The following is an 18725-nucleotide window of genomic DNA, read 5'->3' as shown; positions in this document are numbered from 1 at the left end:
CTTACCCTTTTGCTTCAACTTGCTCTGGCTTATAGGTACGAATAATCCAAATTAGAATACCAATTAGGAAGAACGCACTCGGAGGCAGTAATAACATACCGTTAGGTTGATACCAGCCACCCTCAGAGATCTTGTGCAGGATTTGGACACCGAATAGCGAACCGTTACCAAACAGTTCACGTACGAAGCCAACGGCTAATAGAATCACACCGTAACCTAAACCGTTGCCGATACCATCCATAAAGCTCATCATTGGCGGTGTTTTCATCGCATAGGCTTCAGCGCGGCCCATTACGATACAGTTGGTAATAATTAAACCAACAAATACCGACAATTGCTTAGAGATCTGGTAAGCATAAGCTTGCAGCAATTGGTCAACCACGATAACCAAAGAGGCAATAATGGTCATCTGTACGATAATACGCACACTGCTTGGAATGTGATTACGAATTAACGAGATAAACAGGTTCGAAAACGCAGTTACCGCAGTTAATGCCAACGCCATTACCAGTGCAGTCTCGAGTTTACTCGTTACTGCTAGCGCACTACATACACCAAGAATTTGGAGTGCAATTGGGTTGTTGTTGACTATAGGTCCAGTCAGAACCTGTTTCAGTTCTTTAGCGTCAGACATTAGCTGAGACCTCCATTGCGTGCTTTTTCAATGAAACTCGCAAAACCTTCTTTACCCAACCAGAATGTCAGTGAATGTTGCACACCGTTACTGGTTAATGTCGCGCCAGACAATGCGTCTACACCAAACTCAGTGCTGGCCACTGCGGGATTTTTGGTTATGCTGATAGCGAGTTTACCTTGCTCATCAAATAACTTCTTACCCTGCCACTTAGCTTTCCACTGTGCATTTTGCACTTCGCCACCTAAGCCCGGTGTTTCACCGTGCTCGTAGTAGACTAAGCTTTGCACTGTATTTAAGTCTGCATCCATCGCAAGGAAGGCATACATAGTCGACCATAGGCCATAACCATGAACGGGCAGGATCACGCTCGTTAATTTACCTTGATCATCACGCACCAGATAAACCACAGCATTCTCAGCAACACGTTTGATAGAAGCAATATCGTGCTCAGGTACAAATGAAGTTTTCACATCACGAGACGCTTTGCGTTGATCAAATTTATCAGCGTCAACACCATCAACCCAATCACCGGTTTTCAAGTTAACGAGTTTAGCTTCGATATGTTTGCTATAAGTTTCCAAAATTTGCGCTTTGGTCACTTTGCCCGCTTTAGTATCGATAAGACCAGCGGCTTCCAGAATGTACTTTTGCTTATCAAGCAGTTTATTTTCTGCTTGAGTCGGGCGCAGTAACACTGCTGCAGTAGACACAAATATCGCACAAATTAGACATAAGCCAACGACGATAAATAACGTTCTGCCGAACGAATCTTTATTACTAGCCACGGGCAATCCTCCGCTTGATATTTGCCTGAACCACAAAGTGGTCGAACAATGGCGCGAACAAGTTAGCAAACAAAATTGCCAACATCATGCCTTCTGGGAATGCAGGGTTAATCACGCGGATAAACACAGCCATTGCACCAATCAAGATACCGTATGCCCATTTAGCTTGGTTAGTAAATGACGCTGACACTGGGTCTGTCGCCATAAACATCATGCCAAATGCAAAGCCACCTAACACTAAGTGCCAGTACCAAGGCATTGCAAACATTTGATTAGTATCGCTACCAATCAGGTTCAGCAAGGTTGAAATGGCAATCATACCGACCATCACACCGCCAACGATGCGCCATGAAGCAATACGGGTATAGATGATGACCAAACCACCTAATAGAATCGCTAATGTAGACACTTCACCGACAGAACCTGGGATGAAACCGAAGAAGGCATCCCACCAGTTTTGGTTGAAGGCATAATCTAAACTGCCCGCAGCTGCTTGGCTCAGCGCTGTCGCACCTGAATAACCATCTGCCACAACCCATGTAGTGTCACCTGACATGTTCAGCGGATAAGCAAAGAACAGAAAAGCACGACCAGCAAGGGCAGGGTTTAAGAAGTTACGCCCCGTGCCACCGAACACTTCCTTAGCCACGACCACACCAAAGGTGATACCTAGTGCCACCATCCATAATGGAATCGTCGCTGGTAGCGTTAAGGCGAACAGGATAGAGGTTACGAAGAAACCTTCGTTAACTTCATGGCCACGGATAGCGGCAAACAACACTTCCCAAATACCACCGATGGCGAATGTCACCGCATAGATAGGCAGGAAGAAACAGGCGCCATACCACATTAATGCTGGCCAGCCAGAATTTGCCGTCAGTTCAGTACCGAACATGCCAAACAAACTCACTTGCCATACATCTGGGGTCGCAAAACCAGCGATTAACGCTAATTGTGCTTGTAAACCTACGTTGTACATACCCACAAACATCGCGGGGAATGCACAGGCCCAAACAGTAATCATCATACGTTTTAGGTCGAGGTTATCGCGAACATGGGTTTTACCTTTGTTCACTTTACCTGGCGTATAAAAAATCGTGTATGCCGCTTCGAATAGGGCATAAAACTTTTCGTATTTACCGCCTTTTTCAAAGTCGGGTTCAATACGTTCGAAAAAATCTTTCAAGCTCATTAGCCTTCCCTCTCGATCGTATCTAGACAGTCACGCAGATATGAACCGTAGTCATATTTGCCTGGACATACGAACGTACACAGTGCGAGATCTTCTTCATCCAACTCTAACGCGCCTAACGTAGCAGCGCCGTCAAAATCACCTGAAACTAAGTCACGCAGCAACATAGTAGGAAGAATATCCAATGGCATCACACGCTCGTAGTTACCAATTGGCACCATAGCGCGATCTGAACCGCCCGTGCTCGTTGTCATACTGAACAAACGAGAAGGTGTCAGATGCCCAAGGAATGCACGAGTAATAGAGAATTTGTTTGAGCCTGGTAATACCCAACCTAAAAACTCTTTCTCAGTACCTTCTTCTAGCAAACTCACTTGAACATGGTAGCGGCCTAAGTATCCTTGAGGACCCACAGCAGTACGACCGTTCAGTACAGAGCCTGAAATCAGACGCACATTACCCGCTAAGGTTTCACCTGCAGTTAATTCCGCCATGCTCGCACCCAAAACTGTACGTACCAATCTTGGTTTAGCCGCTTTAGGACCCGCTATAGCAACCACACGTTCAGTATTGAGTTCACCCGTCGTAAATAGCTGACCAATTGCTATTACATCTTGGTAACCAATATGCCAAACGGTACGTTTTGCAGATGCAGGTAATAAGAAATGGATATGAGTACCCACTAAACCCGCAGGGTGAACGCCAGCAAATTCTTCAACTTGGGCGTTTGCGGCAGGAATATCGGCGCCTGGTGCTTTACAAAGGTAAACTTTACCTTCGGTGAGTCGTGCTAAGATCTTAAGACCATTAGCAAAATCTTCTTTATGCTCACGGATCACTACAACAGGATCAGCGGCAAGAGGTTGAGTATCAATTGCGGTTACAAAAATACCAGCGGCAGATGAATCTACAGCAGGAACTTTGCTGAAAGGACGTGTACGCAAAGCAGTCCATAAACCTGATTCAATCAGATTATCACGGACCAGTTGCGAGTCGAGCGTATCGAGATCTGTGGCGTCATACTTAGCAAAGGAAACGCTGTCGTTTCCTTCCACTTGAATAACAACAGACTGCAACACACGCTGGGCGCCCCGGTTAATGTCTAATATAGTACCACTGGCTAAAGCCGTATATTTAACGCCTAAATTCTTCTTATCTTCAAAAAGAACCTGGCCTTTTTGTACTTTATCGCCCACTTTAATCTTCATTGTAGGACGTAAGCCAATATACTCTTCACCCAAAGTAGCTACATGTTTAATGGCTGGGCCATTATGGATAACTTGCTCTGGTCCGCCTGCTATAGGCAGTTCCAATCCTTTCTTAATTGTAATCATATCCACAAGCACTACGTTTTGAAGGAAAGACAATGCGCCGCGTTCCTGCTAAATACTGAGGTTTTAAACAAAACCCACTGCATTGAGCTAGCGCAGATTTATCACGGAAATGCGATCGCAATCACGCTGGTCGCGCGCATTTTACCCCAATTGACTTGGCATCGCCACGAAAATTATAGGTGTTTTCAAACCTAAAATACGGATTTAAAAGAATCATGCGCTACGGCGTTCACCTTCCGGCCGAGTGAATGGCCAGAAAGAGACAATATTCCGGTCGGGAGGTACTATAACATTAATTTTTAAAGAGTTAATTTAGCGAAAGGTCGATGTTAGTCAAAAACACCCACTAAGGAGTGTTATCGTGATCACGCTGCATTATCCCAGACAAGATATCCTGTAGCTTAGAAACGCCATTGATACCCCAAATAGCTGATACGTCCATTTTCAACTCGAATTCCGCTATTTGATGCTGTTGTTACCAAAGACTCATCCAACAGATTTTCGACTCTAAAATAAAATCGATGATGGCGATCAAATTGATAACTTGCAGCTAAATCTACCCTTAGCTGCCCAGCAATGGGGGTTAATTCAGCACCAAACTGACTCAACTCCCTTTCCGATTGGTAAAACGCATTGACATTAACTTCATACGCTTCGTATTTCATTCCTGCGCTAAATTGCAGTTGCTGTTCGGGTAGCCACGCCATTTTATCACCCGCGAACACACAACCTTGGATCTCGGTACAAGTATTGGTTTGGTATTCTGAATTGATATATTGGTAATTCAGTGAGAGGGGAAACGTCAGATGTTCAACATTCCACAAATAGCCCAGACTCACTTCAATGCCATAGGTCTGCACATCAGGAATATTCTCTTGGGTGAATAAACGCGCATCAGCACATAAAGAATAAGCGTTGCAATCCACATGCAGATTATCAAACTCCTGCATGTAGGCTTTAAGATTGGCATTAAACCCCTCAAGGGCATATTGCATACTCACTTGGTAATGGAGTGAGACCTGTGCTTCCTGTTCAAGATTTCCCGCACTCGCGGCCGTCCAAGCCCGTCGAATATCCGTGCTAAAACGCCAATTCCCCGCATCGTAGAAAACCCCCAACTGCGGCATCCAATCACTGTCAGAAAAATCAACAGCATCGAGTCCGGTATAGGCTGAATGCACCTCACGATTAACATCAACATGCTCATAGGTAACGCCCAGCTTAAACTGTAATCCTTCCCATTTAAGTAATGAATCAACTGATGAAGTCAATGCCGTTGCATCATCTGTATAGGCCAATATCGAAGATGATGCAGCCTTGACAATACTTCTATCTGGCAGCCACATTGATTGCTGCTCTGCAAATCGCATTTCAGCTTTATCCGTATGATAACGAGCGCTGTAAATAATTTGATGTTCACCATACTGATTTACAGATTGGGTCTGCGCGCCAAAAGCGCTGTAATCATTATTCTGCTCAAGGGCGGCAAGTTCAGCACCACTATTCCAAGGCTGGCGATCAAATGCGGCGATCTCGGCAAGACTTTGCCTATCTATCACGAGCCCATTGAATTGGTTCACTTGGCTTAACTGTTGGGCATAGGAGTGATAATAAAAGTCCGTGATAAATTGGCTATTACCGAGGTTAACCTGATGGGAAAGTTGATATTTATGGTATCGACCTATGGCTTGGTCTTCCGCGCTAGCGGAATACTGCATCATGGGATTTTTCAACCAGTCGGCGCCAGTCACCCCCAAGAGTGAGCGATAACTATCAACATCGAGAAACTGATAGGTAAACTCGGTCATCTGAGGGTTTCTAGCCCCTAATAGACTCGATGCATTAATCTTAAAAAGAATGTCAGTGCTTGTTCTATCCGTGTCGCGGCCAGTGAAAAAATCACCCTCACCTTTATTCTTTTCATAGTTAACCGCCAATATCGTGCCATATTCTTTCTGCTTAACCCCCCAATTCATTTCAGCACTCATATCGGAGTCAGTCGAACCTTCAACTGTGATTTTGCTCTCTTGTGCTTGCTCTAGCATCGCAAGGCTCTGATAGCTGATCACCCCAAATGCCCCCTGCCCACCAACAGTCATCTCCGATAATGGCGTAACTGTCACACTTTGCTGTTGCAGTAGATTAGGCAATAACTGTAATTGTGGTGCTGAATAAGGTGCCGGTGAGAAGTAAACGCGGTCCTGCAACACGGCCACACCTTGGCTAACTGAACGCATACTGATATTTGCAGGATTGCCACTGTGATCGGCTGGTAATATTGTCAAGGTTTTCAAGCGACTCAGCGCTATCACATCATCGCTACTGTGGTAAATATCATTCACTTCATAAAGATTGATGGTTTGAGAGTCGAGAGGATTCGCAAAAAGATGACTTGAATAGTGAACAGAAACCGCAACGGCACAAAACGATAGGATAAAGTAACGACTAGACATGCCAAGCTCCCAAAATAATGTTGGTTAGCGCACCATTTGTTATTAAGTTGTAAAATAACTGAATTTATTTGAAAAAAAAAGCGACTACGGTCGCTTTCTTCATATCACTAGGACATTGTGAGTCGTTAAGCCCGTTAAGGATGGCTTTCCCCTACGAATGATGGCTTATAGCTTACCTAATATCTCATCACTTAATTTTAAATCATCATTACGATTCACACTCACACCTGCTGCGATGATATTACGGGCGATCTCTTGCGCCTGCTCTAATGAATGCATCTCATAGGTTCCGCACTGGTACTCATTGAGCTCTGGAATTTCGGATTGCTCAACGACTTTTAATACATCTTCCATCGCCGCTAACCATGCCACAGCAACTTGATGCTCGGTTGGCTCTCCAATTAAGCTCATATAAAAGCCTGTACGGCATCCCATTGGAGAAATATCAATAATTTCAACATTGCTGCTGTTTAAGTGATCACGCATAAAGCCTGCAAATAAATGTTCCAGCGTATGAATGCCACGCTCGCTCAGGATTTCTTTATTCGGCGTACAAAAACGTAGGTCAAATACGGTAATGGCATCACCCTTTGGTGTACTCATATGTTTCGCAACACGTACCGCAGGAGCATTCATTCGAGTATGGTCAACGGTAAAGCTATCAAGTAATGGCATGGGGATCTCCAAATTCTCAGGGCGACATCAACGCCACTGCAACAGTCTATTTATAGACGGCAAGCATAACACTAAATAAATTAGGCCGATAATAAGTTAATTAAAGATAAAATCACAAATCAAATACTAATGCTGACGATGCTGACTATAGGCATCTTCCGATATTTTGTGATATTGGCGCACACCTCTCTCATAGGTTCGGTATGCATCATGGACAATCTTCATCAAAGGATCTTGATTTGCTTGGTCCTCAATAACTTGACTTGAAATTCTCTCAAGCTCGGACAACACCGCAGGGGGAAATTCTTTCAATACCACCCCTTTATCTTTGACCAATGTATCAAGTGCTAACACATTGCGGGAAGTATATTCATCGAGCATATCTTGATTAATGGCTCGGGCAGCAACCTTGACTATAGCCTTAAGATCGGCGGGCAAACTCTCAAATGCCGCTTTATTAATCAAAAATTCCATATTTGAACCAGGTTCATGCCAGCCGGGGTAATAGTAAAACTTAGCCACTTTATGCAAGCCAAAAGCAAGATCATTGACGGGTCCAACCCATTCTGCCGCATCGATTGAACCTGTTTGCAACGCTGTATAGATCTCACGCCCCGCCATATTAACAGGTACAGCGCCAACACGTTTTAAGACTTCCCCACCCAATCCCGGCATACGGACCCTCAATCCTTTAAAATCGGCAATGGTATTAATGGGCTTATTAAACCAACCGCCCATTTGCATCCCCGTATTGCCCCCAGCCAGCGGAATAACCCCAAAGGGTCGATAGACCTCTTCCCACAGTGCCATACCGCCACCATAGTGAAGCCAACCATTCATTTCTTGTGCAGTCATACCAAAGGGAATCGATGAAAAAAACTGCGCCGCAGGAGATTTACCTTTCCAGTAGAAGGAAGTCGCGTGGGCCATTTGAATTTTGCCCTGACTCACGCCATCAAAAACAGCAAAAGCGGGCATAAGCTCACCCGCACCATAGACAGTGATTTTTAAACGGCCATTGGACATCTCATCAACTAAACGTGCAAATCGTTCGGGAGCCATACCTAAGCCTGGAAAGTTTTTAGGCCAAGAGGTCGCGAGTTTCCATTCAATAATCTGCACATCGGCTCTAAGTGCAATGTCTGGTGTTGCCTTTTCTGTATTGCTGGATGGTGGCTTACAACCACCTAATCCTAAAAGTAATACCGCTAAAAGCAGGCTACCAAACTTATGCATCGAGTTTCTCCCACACTGCGCATCGAGTCTTATCAAATACTCACATTTACGCGATCGCAAAGTGCTTAACGCCTTTAAAAATAAAACATATTGTTAACACAGAAAATTCGACAGGGAAACTAAAGAATGCCCTTCATTTGACCTAAAACAAAAAGCCACTCCCATGGAGTGGCTCAAGATGCGCAGCAGGTTAATAGCTTAACCACGACAATTAGGCGTCTTTGGCACTTCGACGTTAGCATCCCATTCGCTCTGGGTGAACGTATGTATAGATAAAGCATGCACTCCCGTTGCCAATTCATGGGCTAAGCAGCTATTGACTAAACGATGGCGAGCCAATAAGCGTAACCCATCAAACAGTTCACTGACCAACACCACTTTAAAGTGGGTTTCGGAATTGGGTGGCACATGGTGGCGATAGCTTTCGTTAAGGACTTCTAAGTGGGTCGGTGAGAAGTTTTCTGTTAACTTATGGGTGATAATATTAGCCACTGTGACTGGCTCTTGGGTATTGGACATATTCGAGTCTCAGAATGGGAAAATCCAGTGGGCGCAGAGTACTGCTTCAAGTGCAAAAGATCAAATTCACTCATCAAGATTGCTTACTTTATTTTATTACCATTGCCACATTTCGATTACAGATCTTAGCCATGATAATTTACAACTAATTGCCTAAAGGTGTAGTTCCAACGTGGCTCTTTTACTTTCAACCGTTTAGGGAGGCTATGCAGCCAATCACTTTGCATGGGCCAATGCATGATCAGTAGATCGCCACTGTTCAAACTGATGCTGTACTTGGTTTGGCTGTGCTTATGCTTAAGCACAAAATCCCGCGTGGCGCCTAAGGTAATAGAAGCAATATGACTCCCCTGAGCAATTTCAGGTTCATCATCACTGTGGGCGCCCATACAATCTTTACCATCGGCGTAGCGATTCACTAATACCCCGTTGCTCTCCAAGCCATAATCCCGCGCTAGCTTATCCCTCAACTTGTGAGCATATTTAGGCCAAGGTAGGGCGCGGATAAACAGTCCTGAATATAAATAGTCGCAGCCCAGATCGCCAAACCACACTTGCTGGCGAGGGATCGCGTGAAACTGACCGAAGACTTGGATTTCGGGGCGGCTAAAGGGATAGGTCTGCGCTTCTTTCATTAGCGCCGCTTGCTGCTCAGTATTAAGATAACCCCGCACTAAGGTGATGGGCGGTTTAATTTGAGCCTCACCCTCTGTATCAAACCCTAACTTACCTTGCTGCATTGATGACCTCCATGCGAGCCGTCGCACTCAACCATGAAATCTGCGATAATCTGCGCCTTAAATTTATTGGCGCAGTGTGGCACATGACAACACAATTTTCAGTAGCGGGTGTTGAACTCGAACTCTTACGGTATCCAGCTCAGCAGGAATCCAATCTTCAAGCTTGGGATGCCGCCGATGAACACTTACTCAAAAGCCTTATTGAGTCAGAGCAAGCCGCCGTGCCAACCGCCATAATCAACGACAGTTTCGGCGCCTTAAGCTGCGGTTTATCTAAATTGCATCCAAGTTGGCCGCTATTTGTTGAAACCGATGCCAGAACCAGCTTTTTAGGCACCGAACAAAACCATGGCCGCAATCAGTTGCCTATGGATAATCTGCAGAGGTTTACCAGCCGCGATACCTTGCCGGAAAACTTAGCCTTAGTATTGATGAAGTTGCCTAAGAACTTAAGCTACTTTGCCCACCAGCTAACGCGCTTGTCGCAAGTGTTACCTACAGGCACTCGTGTATTAGTGGCCGCCAAAGCCAAATCGATCAATAGCGCCTTACTCGACATCTTTGCTAAGCATTTAGGCCCCGCAAGCGCCAGTTTAGCGTGGAAAAACACGCGAGTGATCACCTGTGTCAGCGATGGCAAACCAAGACCATTAGCCAAAGAAGTGACTTGGGCCGTACCCGAATATAAACTTGAGATCAGCAATTTAAGTAATGTGTTTGCCGCCAACAAACTCGATATTGGTGCACGCATCATGCTAGAGAATCTGCCCAAAGGGGATTTTAAGTCGATTGTTGATCTCGGCTGTGGCAATGGCGTGCTGGGGTTACGCACCGCCCAGTTATTCCCAGAGGCTGACATTCACTTTATCGACGATTCTGAAATGGCAGTCGCATCAGCCAAGGCAAACTGGGCACGCAACCAATTGCCCACAGACAAAGGCCACTTCTATTGGGACGATTGCATGACACATCTACCCGATGATGTGCAGCCAGATCTAGTACTGTGTAACCCACCCTTTCATCAAGGTGAAGCCATTACCGATCATATCGCCTGGCAGATGTTTTTAGATGCCCGCCGCCGCTTAAAAGAAGGGGGGATCTTACATATCGTCGGCAACCGTCATCTGGCTTACCATGTAAAATTACAGCGCTTATTTAAGAACTGCACCACAGTCGCCTCCAACGGTAAATTTGTGATCCTGCAAGCGCAAAAGAAATAATCCTACCGCTATTCGCGCTTTAATGAGAGCCAGCAATGTCTGGCTCTTTTTTATACAGGGCTCTTTTTATGCTGAGCAATGACATGTTGGAAAAGTCGCAGTCGGAGATTTCCTAAAAATCAACAACAACTAGCCGAAAAATACACATACAAGTACAATTCTTGCCGACAAAGGTTTATGAGTTAAGCACTTAAACACTTAGGAATGAGATATGCCGTTAAAGGATGACGTTGCCCAATTAAAAGCTGAGCTGGCACAGCTACAATCGCTGCATTTATCGCAGCAATCTTCGCTCAGTCGTCAATTAGCAGAATTCTCCACTAAGCTCGAGACCTTAAGTCAGCAAATTGCGACTGAAGACGCCACTGAAACCACTCTGAATATGGCAGCGAGTGCTTCATCGATTGCATCTGTGCTCGCCGCCGATAACGCGCCTACATTAACCTATGCGGCACAAACACCAACCCTTGAACCTGCTTCCGTAGCGCCAGCCCCAGCAGAACCCAACCCATGGCAGCAAAACGCTTTGCAAGGAGACCCTTGGCAAAGAAAAACAAAAAATACCCCAGCAGAACAAACCGCTAAAACCGAACACCAAGCGCAAGATCAACAACTGAGTGATGAAGTCAAATTGCAGGCAAGTGTGCAAGCAGCGAGTCAATTTGATGAGTTGTTATCCCAAGGACTCGCGGCCGTCATGGCACCCTTTGCGGCAGTCAACGAGCAAGTCAAATCTTTCTACCATCATTATCAGGCTAAGGGATTAGGACCTGTCTTTTTGATGACTGTCGCAGGGATCATCACCCTGACCTTAGGCTTTGGTTATTTACTGCAATATTCAATCAACCATTGGTTTTCAGAACTTGGCAAAGCACTACTCGGGTTTGCCAGCGCGAACGCTATCATAGTGGGCGGGATTTTTATTCGCCAAAAACGCGCGGGCATGGCGGATTTTGGCTCAGGTATTGTCGGACTCGGACTCATACTTAATTATCTCTGCGCGTACTTTATTGGGCCGTATTTTGAGTTAATACCCAATAGCGCGAGTTTTATTTTACTGTTATTGATCACTTTGGCAGGTTATGGCCTGTCGATGCGCTTAGATGCCAAAGTGATCGCCGTGATCGCCTTAGTCGGTGGTTCGACCGCACCTATGATGCTGTTATCCCAAAGCTATGCGCCGCTTTTGTATCTGCCTTATTTACTGCTTATTGGTGCCGGCGCCCTTGCCCAGAGTCGCAAACTTAAGTGGCCGCTATTACTGGAAATCACCGCCCTGTTGCACATAGGCTGCATCGAAGCCTTTAGCTATTTCATTGAATTGCCACTCAGGGATTTTGGCGGCATCAGTCTGCTGGCGCTTATCAGTATTAATGCAACCTTTTATCTCTACGGCATCACCAGCCTACTATTTACCAAGCCGTTTACCCATCATAATGAAAAACATAATGCACTGAGCCATCGCATACTCGCCCTACCGATAGTATTGCTCGCCTTTGTGTTATTAGAGTTAACGCAATTTACTGAGTTCGCAGGGGAAATTTTTGCAATCAACGCTCTGATTTGCGCAGCCCTCTATTGGAAACTAACTTGGAAGCGCACAGGCAACCTAGAAAAAGCCCGCAACGGCTTATTGTTAGTCTTTGCAGGCAGTTTTGCGGGATTTGCCGCACTGTATTTACTCAGCCACGATTTCCTTGGATTAGTATTACTGCTGGAAGCCTTATTACTCTTGTGGATTGGCACCAAAGAAGAACTGATATCCGTTCGCGCCGAAGCCTATGTATTGCTACTGATGGGATTAGGGCTCAATGCGTCTAGTGTACTGACGGGCATTAGCCTTTTAGAATCAAGCTTTATCGATGGGGCGCCAATTTCTCCCTTGTCAGCTTTTGGCTTTCCACTGTTAGCACTGGCCTTAAGTTGCGCCGCCTTAGTCTTTGTTATTCGGCTTTTAACACTCCACCATGCATTGCTTTCGCCCCTAGAAAGTCAGCTAAACAGAGTGTTAAAAGAGCTATTAAGCGGTTTTTATGTGGCGACAATTATCCTCGCGGCTTACCTTTTAAGCAGCGATTACTACCTCGCCATCTTGCCACTCGTCAGCCTATTACTGCTGTATTTGAGCGCAAAGGACAGACTCGTTATCAGCGAGTTTGCTGCTTGGCTCTTACTATTGCCGCTGCTGTTTAAGGTTGTTGAAGGCATAATGCTCACAGGCAGTTTTAGCTTTAGTGCCCAACCGCTCATGGCAAAACTGGCACGGATTGAGTTATTTATCGCCCTACTCTTGGCCCATTATTGGTATCGTCGCCACTATAAAGATGCCTTATTTGCCAAAGCCGCTTATACGATGCAAATCTTCTGCTATTTGCTGCTACCGCTTATTCTGCTGCCCAAAGTCATCCGCAACCATTGGGAATATACCGCTATTGCACTCTGGCTGAGCACCTTTATGAGCCTAGGTTTAGCCTACTTTGTTAAACATAAGAGTTTGAACATAGAAGCCAAAATCCTCACTTGGTTAGCGGTTCTGATGACAGCCTCGCTATGCCTTATTCACGCTTGGCAAGGACTCGCGGCGCTGGCCGTTGGCGCCCTCTTTATGGGCTTCACACTGCTCCGCTACCGCCAGTTACCCGAGCATTGGCGCCCCTTGCTGCAACTACAATGGCAATTAAGCCCTTATTACTTTGCACTGGTATTGGCCGTGATCGTTTATGGCTTTAATCATTCAGAGCTAGTAGGAATAGCGATGACGGCGTTAGCCTTAAGTGGTTATTTTGCCTTGCTAATCCAAAGAGGTTTAAGCCTGAGAAATGTAAGCCAAGCCTCACATAGCATGAAGTTAACCCTCGCCGCTGAAATCCAAGCCGCAATAAAGGAAAGCTACCATCTCGCCTATGGCCTCACTTTAGGCTTAGCCCTGTTGCCCATCATGTTGCATTTTGAGCTAACACTCGGGCTTAATCGTGATAATGCCTCGTTTGTGTTAATCGAGTTTTTATCACTGGCACTCCTAGCAAGGCTTATCTTGCAGCACGGCGCAGCAATACGCTTGCATAGACGCATCTTACCTTTACAAGGACTTAAGTGGAGTTGGCATCTGTTACTCGCCTTGAGTTACTTTATGTGGAGTTATAGCTTCGATAACATTATTGCCGCACCGCTCAGCGCGATTTTATTGGTTATCCATGGCAGTGTGTTGATGTTTATCAGCTTAAAACCACAAAATGCCGATATGATCCGCCTCGCCGCAGGGCTATTTACCTTATCGACACTTAAGGTGCTATTACTGGATATGGCTTCATTCGAGCTAGTGCAAAAGGTGATTGCCTTTATGCTGATCGGAGTCATTTTGCTGACTGTATCTTACTTCTATCAAAAGGCGAGAAATCGACTGCAGCAAGATTAACATCGTTTTAAAGCACTAAAAAAGCCGCCATCAAATTGAATCGATGGCGGCTTTTTACTGTTAACGATTTAATAAAGCGATGAGGTATCGGCTATTTAATATGGGCTATTCGATACGAGCTATTTGCTCGCCAGTGCCTTATCGAGCGCCTGCGACACATCGGCAATAATATCGTCTATATGCTCAATCCCAACCGAGATACGGATAAGATCCTCAGACACGCCCGCCCGTGCCAGTTCATCGGCATCGAGCTGTCTGTGCGTAGTGCTCGCAGGGTGGCAGGCCAAGGATTTCGCATCCCCAATGTTCACTAAACGCAGGATCATCTGCAGTGCATCGATAAAACGTCCGCCAGCAAGCTTACCTTCTTCTGCTGTGGCAGCTTTAATCCCAAAGCTGATGATCCCAGAAGCTTTTCCGCCAGTGATCTTGTGGCAATTATCCTGATAAGGGCTGCTCGGCAAGGCGCCATAGTTCACCCAACTGACCGCCGGATGCAACACCAGATATTCAGCTAATGCCAAGGCATTCGAGCAATGGCGCTCCATTCGAAGGCTTAAGGTTTCAAGGCCTTGCAACAGTAAAAATGCACTGTGCGGTGACAGTGCGGCGCCGGTATTACGCAGCGGTACCACACGGCAACGACCAATAAATGCAGCAGGACCAAAGGCTTCTGTGTAGACCACGCCGTGATAAGAAGGATCGGCTTGGTTGAGTAAGGCAAATCTTTCCTTATTTGCCACCCAATCGAACTTGCCTGAATCAATAATCACTCCACCGATTGTCGTGCCATGGCCACCAATGTATTTAGTTAAAGAATGAATAACGATATCGGCGCCATGCTCAAAGGGGCGACATAACACTGGAGTCGCGACCGTATTATCGACAATTAAAGGCACGCCATGCTTATGGGCAATCTCGGCTAAACGTTGTAAATCGACAATATTACCCGCCGGATTACCAATCGATTCGCAGAATAAGGCCTTAGTTTTGTCATCGATCAGCTCATCGAGGCCTTCAAAATCATCGAAGGCCGCCATGCGCACCTCAACGCCTTGGCGCGGCAGCGTATGGGCAAACAGATTATAGGTGCCACCATAGAGCTGACTGGTACTGACGATGTTATCGCCAACTTGAGTCAGGGCTTGAATCGCATAGGTAATCGCCGCCATACCCGATGCCACGGCCAGCGCACCTATGCCGCCTTCAATGGCCGCCAGACGTTGCTCTAGCACGCTAGTGGTAGGATTCATTATCCGTGTATAAATATTACCAGCGACTTTTAAGTCAAATAAATCAGCACCATGCTGGGTATCATCGAAGGTATAAGAGGTCGTTTGATAGATAGGTACTGCGGCCGCCTTCGTGGTCGCTTCTGACTCATAACCATGGTGTAATGCCAGTGACTCTAATTTCATTTTCCCTTCCTTATCCGTAGCAGCCCAGTATTCAATCGACATAGAGAATTGCACAAGATTTGTGCATGCTCAACAAGCTAACAGATAGACATCTAGAAGTCTAAAACTTTTTAGCCACAGCCTTTAACTTCGGCTCGAAGAGTTGCGGATAAGTTCGGCCAGTACCACGACCGCTGAGACTATCTCTGGCGAGCACTCGTATGAGGCATTCAAACGCATAAAATGGCGGAATTCGACCTGATTACTAAAGAGATTTCCGGGTGCAATACTGATCCCACGTTCAATCGCCTGATAATAAATTTGTGTGGCGTCCATATGTGATGGCAGCGCTAACCAGAGAAAATAGCCGCCCTGCGCAAAGTTGACCCCCACAGATTCGGGCAGATGCGCGCACAATAATTGATACATGGCCAATTTACGGCTGGCTAACTTTTTACGTAACTGTTTCAAATGGCGTTCATATTGCGCCGACTGAATAAAATCGGCGATGGCGAGCTGCATCGGCGCACTGGTCGATAACGTCGACATGACTTGTAAGCGTTGTAACTGCGGTGCATGGCATCCCGCCGCCACCCAGCCGACACGATAACCAGCAATCAAAGACTTAGAAAATGAGCCGCAGTGCAACACCCGTCCTTCGGTATCGAAGGCTTTTACTGGCCTTGGCGCGCTGGAGTCGACATAGAGTTCTTGATAAACATCATCCTCAATCAGACTAACCTTATGCTCGTTTAGTAGCTGATAAAGCGCCTGTTTTTTAGCATCCGATAAGCTGCAACCTAAGGGATTTTGATGTTGGCTCATCAACCAGCAGGCTTTCACTGGATAGGTTTTTAACACTTCCGCCAGCGCCTCGAGATCAATCCCCTGTTGTGGATCGGTCGCGACCGCAATGGCCCTGAGTTTAAGCCGTTCAATGGCTTGCATCGCACCATAAAAGGTCGGTGATTCAATGACAACCCAATCACCCGCTTGAGTCAGGGTCGCTAAACTCAAGTTGAGCGCCTCCATGGCACCCGAGGTAATGATGATTTCGTCGGGCGAAATGCTCATGCCTAATTTGGCATAACGTTGGGAGATCGCCTTACGCAATCCCGCATTGCCTGGTGGTAAATTATCGGCGGCAAAAGAAGGTGACATGTGCCGAGTGACCTTAACCAAAGATCGCGCCAGTGCTTGTTGCGGGAATAAACTAGGATCAGGAAATCCTGAGCCAAAGGGCACTATGTCCGCCTGCTTCGAAGCCTGCAGAACATTGAATACAAACTCATTAATATCCACGCTATCGGAAAGATAAATCGGCTTTTGTCGCTCGGGATAACGAAAAGCTTCTCCCTGGCGCGCGATTAATTCCGGCTTTGGCGCCACTAAATAGCCAGACTTAGCCTGCGCCGAGATCACGCCTTGGCTTTCCAATAACTGATAGGCATTGAGCACTGTCATCAGACTCAAGCCCGAATCGGCCACAGTTTGGCGCAGCGATGGCAATTTGTCCCCCGCCTGCCAGACACCTTGGGCTATTCGTGTCTTTAATTCCTGCGCTAACTGTTCGTACTTCGCCATCTGTTATAGCCCAATCAATATATTCTGTGTCTGTTATAGCCAGCTTATCCCATGGTCTAATAGCACACAAGCTTTCACCGTTGAGCCAATTTAGGGCTCAGTGTACGCGACTAGATCAATGCCTTTGTAACGAGAAATGCCTATCGCTCGAGGAAATTATGTTTGATTTTGATGCCACTGTACTCGCTAGGATCCAATTTGCTTTTACCATCTCTTTTCACATTATTTTCCCTGCCATCACTATCGGCCTCGCCACCTATCTGGCGGTATTAGAAGGCTTATGGCTGAAAACTGCGAATGAGGTTTACCAACAACTCTATCAATTTTGGTCGAAGATTTTTGCCATAAACTTTGGCATGGGCGTGGTCTCAGGCATAGTGATGGCCTATCAATTTGGTACCCATTGGAGCGCGTTTTCCGCCTTCGCGGGCAGCGTAACTGGGCCGCTACTCACCTATGAAGTGCTCACCGCTTTCTTCCTCGAAGCGGGGTTTCTGGGGGTCATGCTATTTGGTCAGCAGAAGGTAGGCAAAAACCTGCACTTCTTCGCCACTTGTATGGTCGCCACGGGCACGATTATCTCAACTTTCTGGATCTTAGCTTCAAACAGCTGGATGCAGACGCCCCAAGGTTTTGAAATCGTGAACAATCGCGTTATTCCTGTGGATTGGTTTCAGATAGTGTTTAACCCTTCATTTCCCTATCGTTTAGCCCATATGACAGTGGCGGCCTTTATTTCATCGGCTTTCTTTGTGGGCGCATCGGCGGCTTGGCATTTACTCAAAGGTAACGACACGCCCGCGATCCGCAAGATGTTGTCTATGGCGATGTGGATGGCGTTAATCGTCGCGCCGCTGCAAGCTGTAATTGGTGATTTTCACGGCTTAAATACCCTTGAATATCAACCTGTAAAAGTCGCGGCGATGGAAGGCCATTGGCGTAATGAGGGTGACAAACCCACTCCGCTTATTTTGTTTGCGATTCCCGATATGGACGCAGAGAAAAACCACTTCAGCCTCGAAATCCCAGGGCTCGCGAGCCTGATCTTAAAGCATGATTTAAGCAAACAAGTGCCAGCCTTGACTGAGTATCCCGCCGAGGACAGACCCAATGTGTTGTTAGTGTTCTGGAGTTTTAGGCTCATGGTCGGCTTAGGTCTATTGATGATTGTTGCCGGACTTTGGAGTGCTTATCTCAGGCGCAAAGGCAGCCTCTACAGCAACAAACACTTTCTGCGATTTGTACTCGTGCTCGGCCCCGACGGATTGCTCGCCACACTAGCGGGTTGGTTTACCACCGAGCTTGGCCGTCAACCTTGGGTGATCCAAGGATTGATGCGCACTCAGGATGCCGTGTCTTCCCACAGCGTTACCCACCTGAGTATCAGCCTAGGGATTTTCATCGTCAGTTACTGTGGCATCTTCGGCGTTGGTTATCGCTATATGATGCGACTCATCCGCAAAGGGCCAGATATCGCGGCAACAAGCCATTAATTTTAAAGTAAATGAATCTAGTTTGACTTATTCAATCTTAAACAT

The 18725-nt window shown here is 46.3% G+C and carries 14 protein-coding genes; 3 read left to right on the top strand and 11 right to left on the bottom strand.

Translation table 11 applies throughout. The features are described from left to right. Position 1: 1 nt before the first annotated feature. From MZ182_RS04405 to MZ182_RS04365, 9 genes are all read right to left on the bottom strand, one after another. Entirely contained in the window at positions 2-634 is a 633-nt protein-coding gene (locus MZ182_RS04405) for an NADH:ubiquinone reductase (Na(+)-transporting) subunit D (protein WP_011790496.1), read from the bottom strand. Next, positions 634-1422 (bottom strand): Na(+)-translocating NADH-quinone reductase subunit C, encoded by a 789-nt coding sequence (locus MZ182_RS04400; protein WP_011790497.1) that lies wholly within the window; start codon positions 1420-1422, stop codon positions 634-636. The genes MZ182_RS04405 and MZ182_RS04400 overlap by 1 nt, the downstream gene beginning before the upstream one ends. Beyond that, the gene (locus MZ182_RS04395; RefSeq protein WP_011790498.1) at positions 1415-2614 is read right to left on the bottom strand and encodes an NADH:ubiquinone reductase (Na(+)-transporting) subunit B; all 1200 of its coding nucleotides are present in this window, start codon (positions 2612-2614) and stop codon (positions 1415-1417) included. Before MZ182_RS04395 ends, MZ182_RS04400 begins: the two co-directional genes overlap by 8 nt. After that, positions 2614-3948, bottom strand: a complete 1335-nt coding sequence (locus tag MZ182_RS04390; protein ID WP_248067440.1) for a Na(+)-translocating NADH-quinone reductase subunit A — start codon at positions 3946-3948, stop codon at positions 2614-2616. Before MZ182_RS04390 ends, MZ182_RS04395 begins: the two co-directional genes overlap by 1 nt. A gap of 401 nt (positions 3949-4349) precedes the next feature. Beyond that, entirely contained in the window at positions 4350-6401 is a 2052-nt protein-coding gene (locus tag MZ182_RS04385) for a TonB-dependent receptor (protein WP_248067443.1), read from the bottom strand. Between the two features lie 165 nt (positions 6402-6566). Beyond that, on the bottom strand, positions 6567-7076 hold the full coding sequence (gene luxS, locus MZ182_RS04380) for an S-ribosylhomocysteine lyase (protein ID WP_011790501.1): 510 nt from the start codon (positions 7074-7076) through the stop codon (positions 6567-6569). Between the two features lie 126 nt (positions 7077-7202). Then, positions 7203-8312 (bottom strand): TRAP transporter substrate-binding protein, encoded by a 1110-nt coding sequence (locus tag MZ182_RS04375; RefSeq protein WP_248067445.1) that lies wholly within the window; start codon positions 8310-8312, stop codon positions 7203-7205. A 198-nt stretch (positions 8313-8510) separates the two neighbouring features. Beyond that, the gene (locus MZ182_RS04370; protein ID WP_011790503.1) at positions 8511-8831 is read right to left on the bottom strand and encodes a BolA family protein; all 321 of its coding nucleotides are present in this window, start codon (positions 8829-8831) and stop codon (positions 8511-8513) included. A 125-nt stretch (positions 8832-8956) separates the two neighbouring features. After that, positions 8957-9571 carry an alpha-ketoglutarate-dependent dioxygenase AlkB family protein gene (locus MZ182_RS04365; RefSeq protein ID WP_248067447.1) on the bottom strand — a complete coding sequence of 205 codons (615 nt, stop codon included), beginning with the start codon at positions 9569-9571 and terminating at the stop codon, positions 8957-8959. A gap of 83 nt (positions 9572-9654) precedes the next feature. On the opposite strand from MZ182_RS04365, the gene MZ182_RS04360 reads away from it, so the two are divergent. After that, positions 9655-10791, top strand: coding sequence for a methyltransferase (locus tag MZ182_RS04360; protein WP_248067483.1), 1137 nt, complete (start codon positions 9655-9657; stop codon positions 10789-10791). 211 nt (positions 10792-11002) lie between these two features. Then, positions 11003-14206 (top strand): DUF2339 domain-containing protein, encoded by a 3204-nt coding sequence (locus MZ182_RS04355; protein ID WP_248067450.1) that lies wholly within the window; start codon positions 11003-11005, stop codon positions 14204-14206. Between the two features lie 119 nt (positions 14207-14325). Here MZ182_RS04355 and MZ182_RS04350 read toward each other — a convergent pair whose 3' ends face one another. Further along, positions 14326-15624, bottom strand: coding sequence for an O-acetylhomoserine aminocarboxypropyltransferase/cysteine synthase family protein (locus MZ182_RS04350; RefSeq protein WP_011790507.1), 1299 nt, complete (start codon positions 15622-15624; stop codon positions 14326-14328). A 123-nt stretch (positions 15625-15747) separates the two neighbouring features. Further along, complete coding sequence (locus MZ182_RS04345) at positions 15748-17187, bottom strand: PLP-dependent aminotransferase family protein (protein WP_248067452.1); 1440 nt, start codon at positions 17185-17187, stop codon at positions 15748-15750. A 158-nt stretch (positions 17188-17345) separates the two neighbouring features. Between MZ182_RS04345 and MZ182_RS04340 the strand changes: the two genes are divergently transcribed. Beyond that, positions 17346-18680, top strand: a complete 1335-nt coding sequence (locus tag MZ182_RS04340) for a cytochrome ubiquinol oxidase subunit I (protein ID WP_248067455.1) — start codon at positions 17346-17348, stop codon at positions 18678-18680. Positions 18681-18725 lie beyond the last annotated feature (45 nt).

This window comes from Shewanella sp. JNE2 (genome assembly GCF_023159115.1).
In the GTDB taxonomy this organism is placed as follows: Bacteria; Pseudomonadota; Gammaproteobacteria; order Enterobacterales; family Shewanellaceae; genus Shewanella; species Shewanella putrefaciens.
Note: the sequence above shows the minus strand (reverse complement) of the source record. Positions and strands in the feature narration are given on the sequence as shown.

Bases quoted from the DNA above. Each gene is read 5' to 3' on its own strand.
- MZ182_RS04355 (WP_248067450.1), top strand. From the start codon at position 11,003: ATGCCGTTAAAGGATGACGTTGCCCAATTAAAAGCTGAGCTGGCACAG.
- MZ182_RS04405 (WP_011790496.1), bottom strand. From the start codon at position 634: ATGTCTGACGCTAAAGAACTGAAACAGGTTCTGACTGGACCTATAGTC.
- MZ182_RS04385 (WP_248067443.1), bottom strand. From the start codon at position 6,401: ATGTCTAGTCGTTACTTTATCCTATCGTTTTGTGCCGTTGCGGTTTCT.
- MZ182_RS04340 (WP_248067455.1), top strand. From the start codon at position 17,346: ATGTTTGATTTTGATGCCACTGTACTCGCTAGGATCCAATTTGCTTTT.
- MZ182_RS04360 (WP_248067483.1), top strand. From the start codon at position 9,655: ATGACAACACAATTTTCAGTAGCGGGTGTTGAACTCGAACTCTTACGG.
- luxS (WP_011790501.1), bottom strand. From the start codon at position 7,076: ATGCCATTACTTGATAGCTTTACCGTTGACCATACTCGAATGAATGCT.
- MZ182_RS04345 (WP_248067452.1), bottom strand. From the start codon at position 17,187: ATGGCGAAGTACGAACAGTTAGCGCAGGAATTAAAGACACGAATAGCC.
- MZ182_RS04370 (WP_011790503.1), bottom strand. From the start codon at position 8,831: ATGTCCAATACCCAAGAGCCAGTCACAGTGGCTAATATTATCACCCAT.
- MZ182_RS04395 (WP_011790498.1), bottom strand. From the start codon at position 2,614: ATGAGCTTGAAAGATTTTTTCGAACGTATTGAACCCGACTTTGAAAAA.
- MZ182_RS04365 (WP_248067447.1), bottom strand. From the start codon at position 9,571: ATGCAGCAAGGTAAGTTAGGGTTTGATACAGAGGGTGAGGCTCAAATT.
- MZ182_RS04390 (WP_248067440.1), bottom strand. From the start codon at position 3,948: ATGATTACAATTAAGAAAGGATTGGAACTGCCTATAGCAGGCGGACCA.
- MZ182_RS04375 (WP_248067445.1), bottom strand. From the start codon at position 8,312: ATGCATAAGTTTGGTAGCCTGCTTTTAGCGGTATTACTTTTAGGATTA.
- MZ182_RS04350 (WP_011790507.1), bottom strand. From the start codon at position 15,624: ATGAAATTAGAGTCACTGGCATTACACCATGGTTATGAGTCAGAAGCG.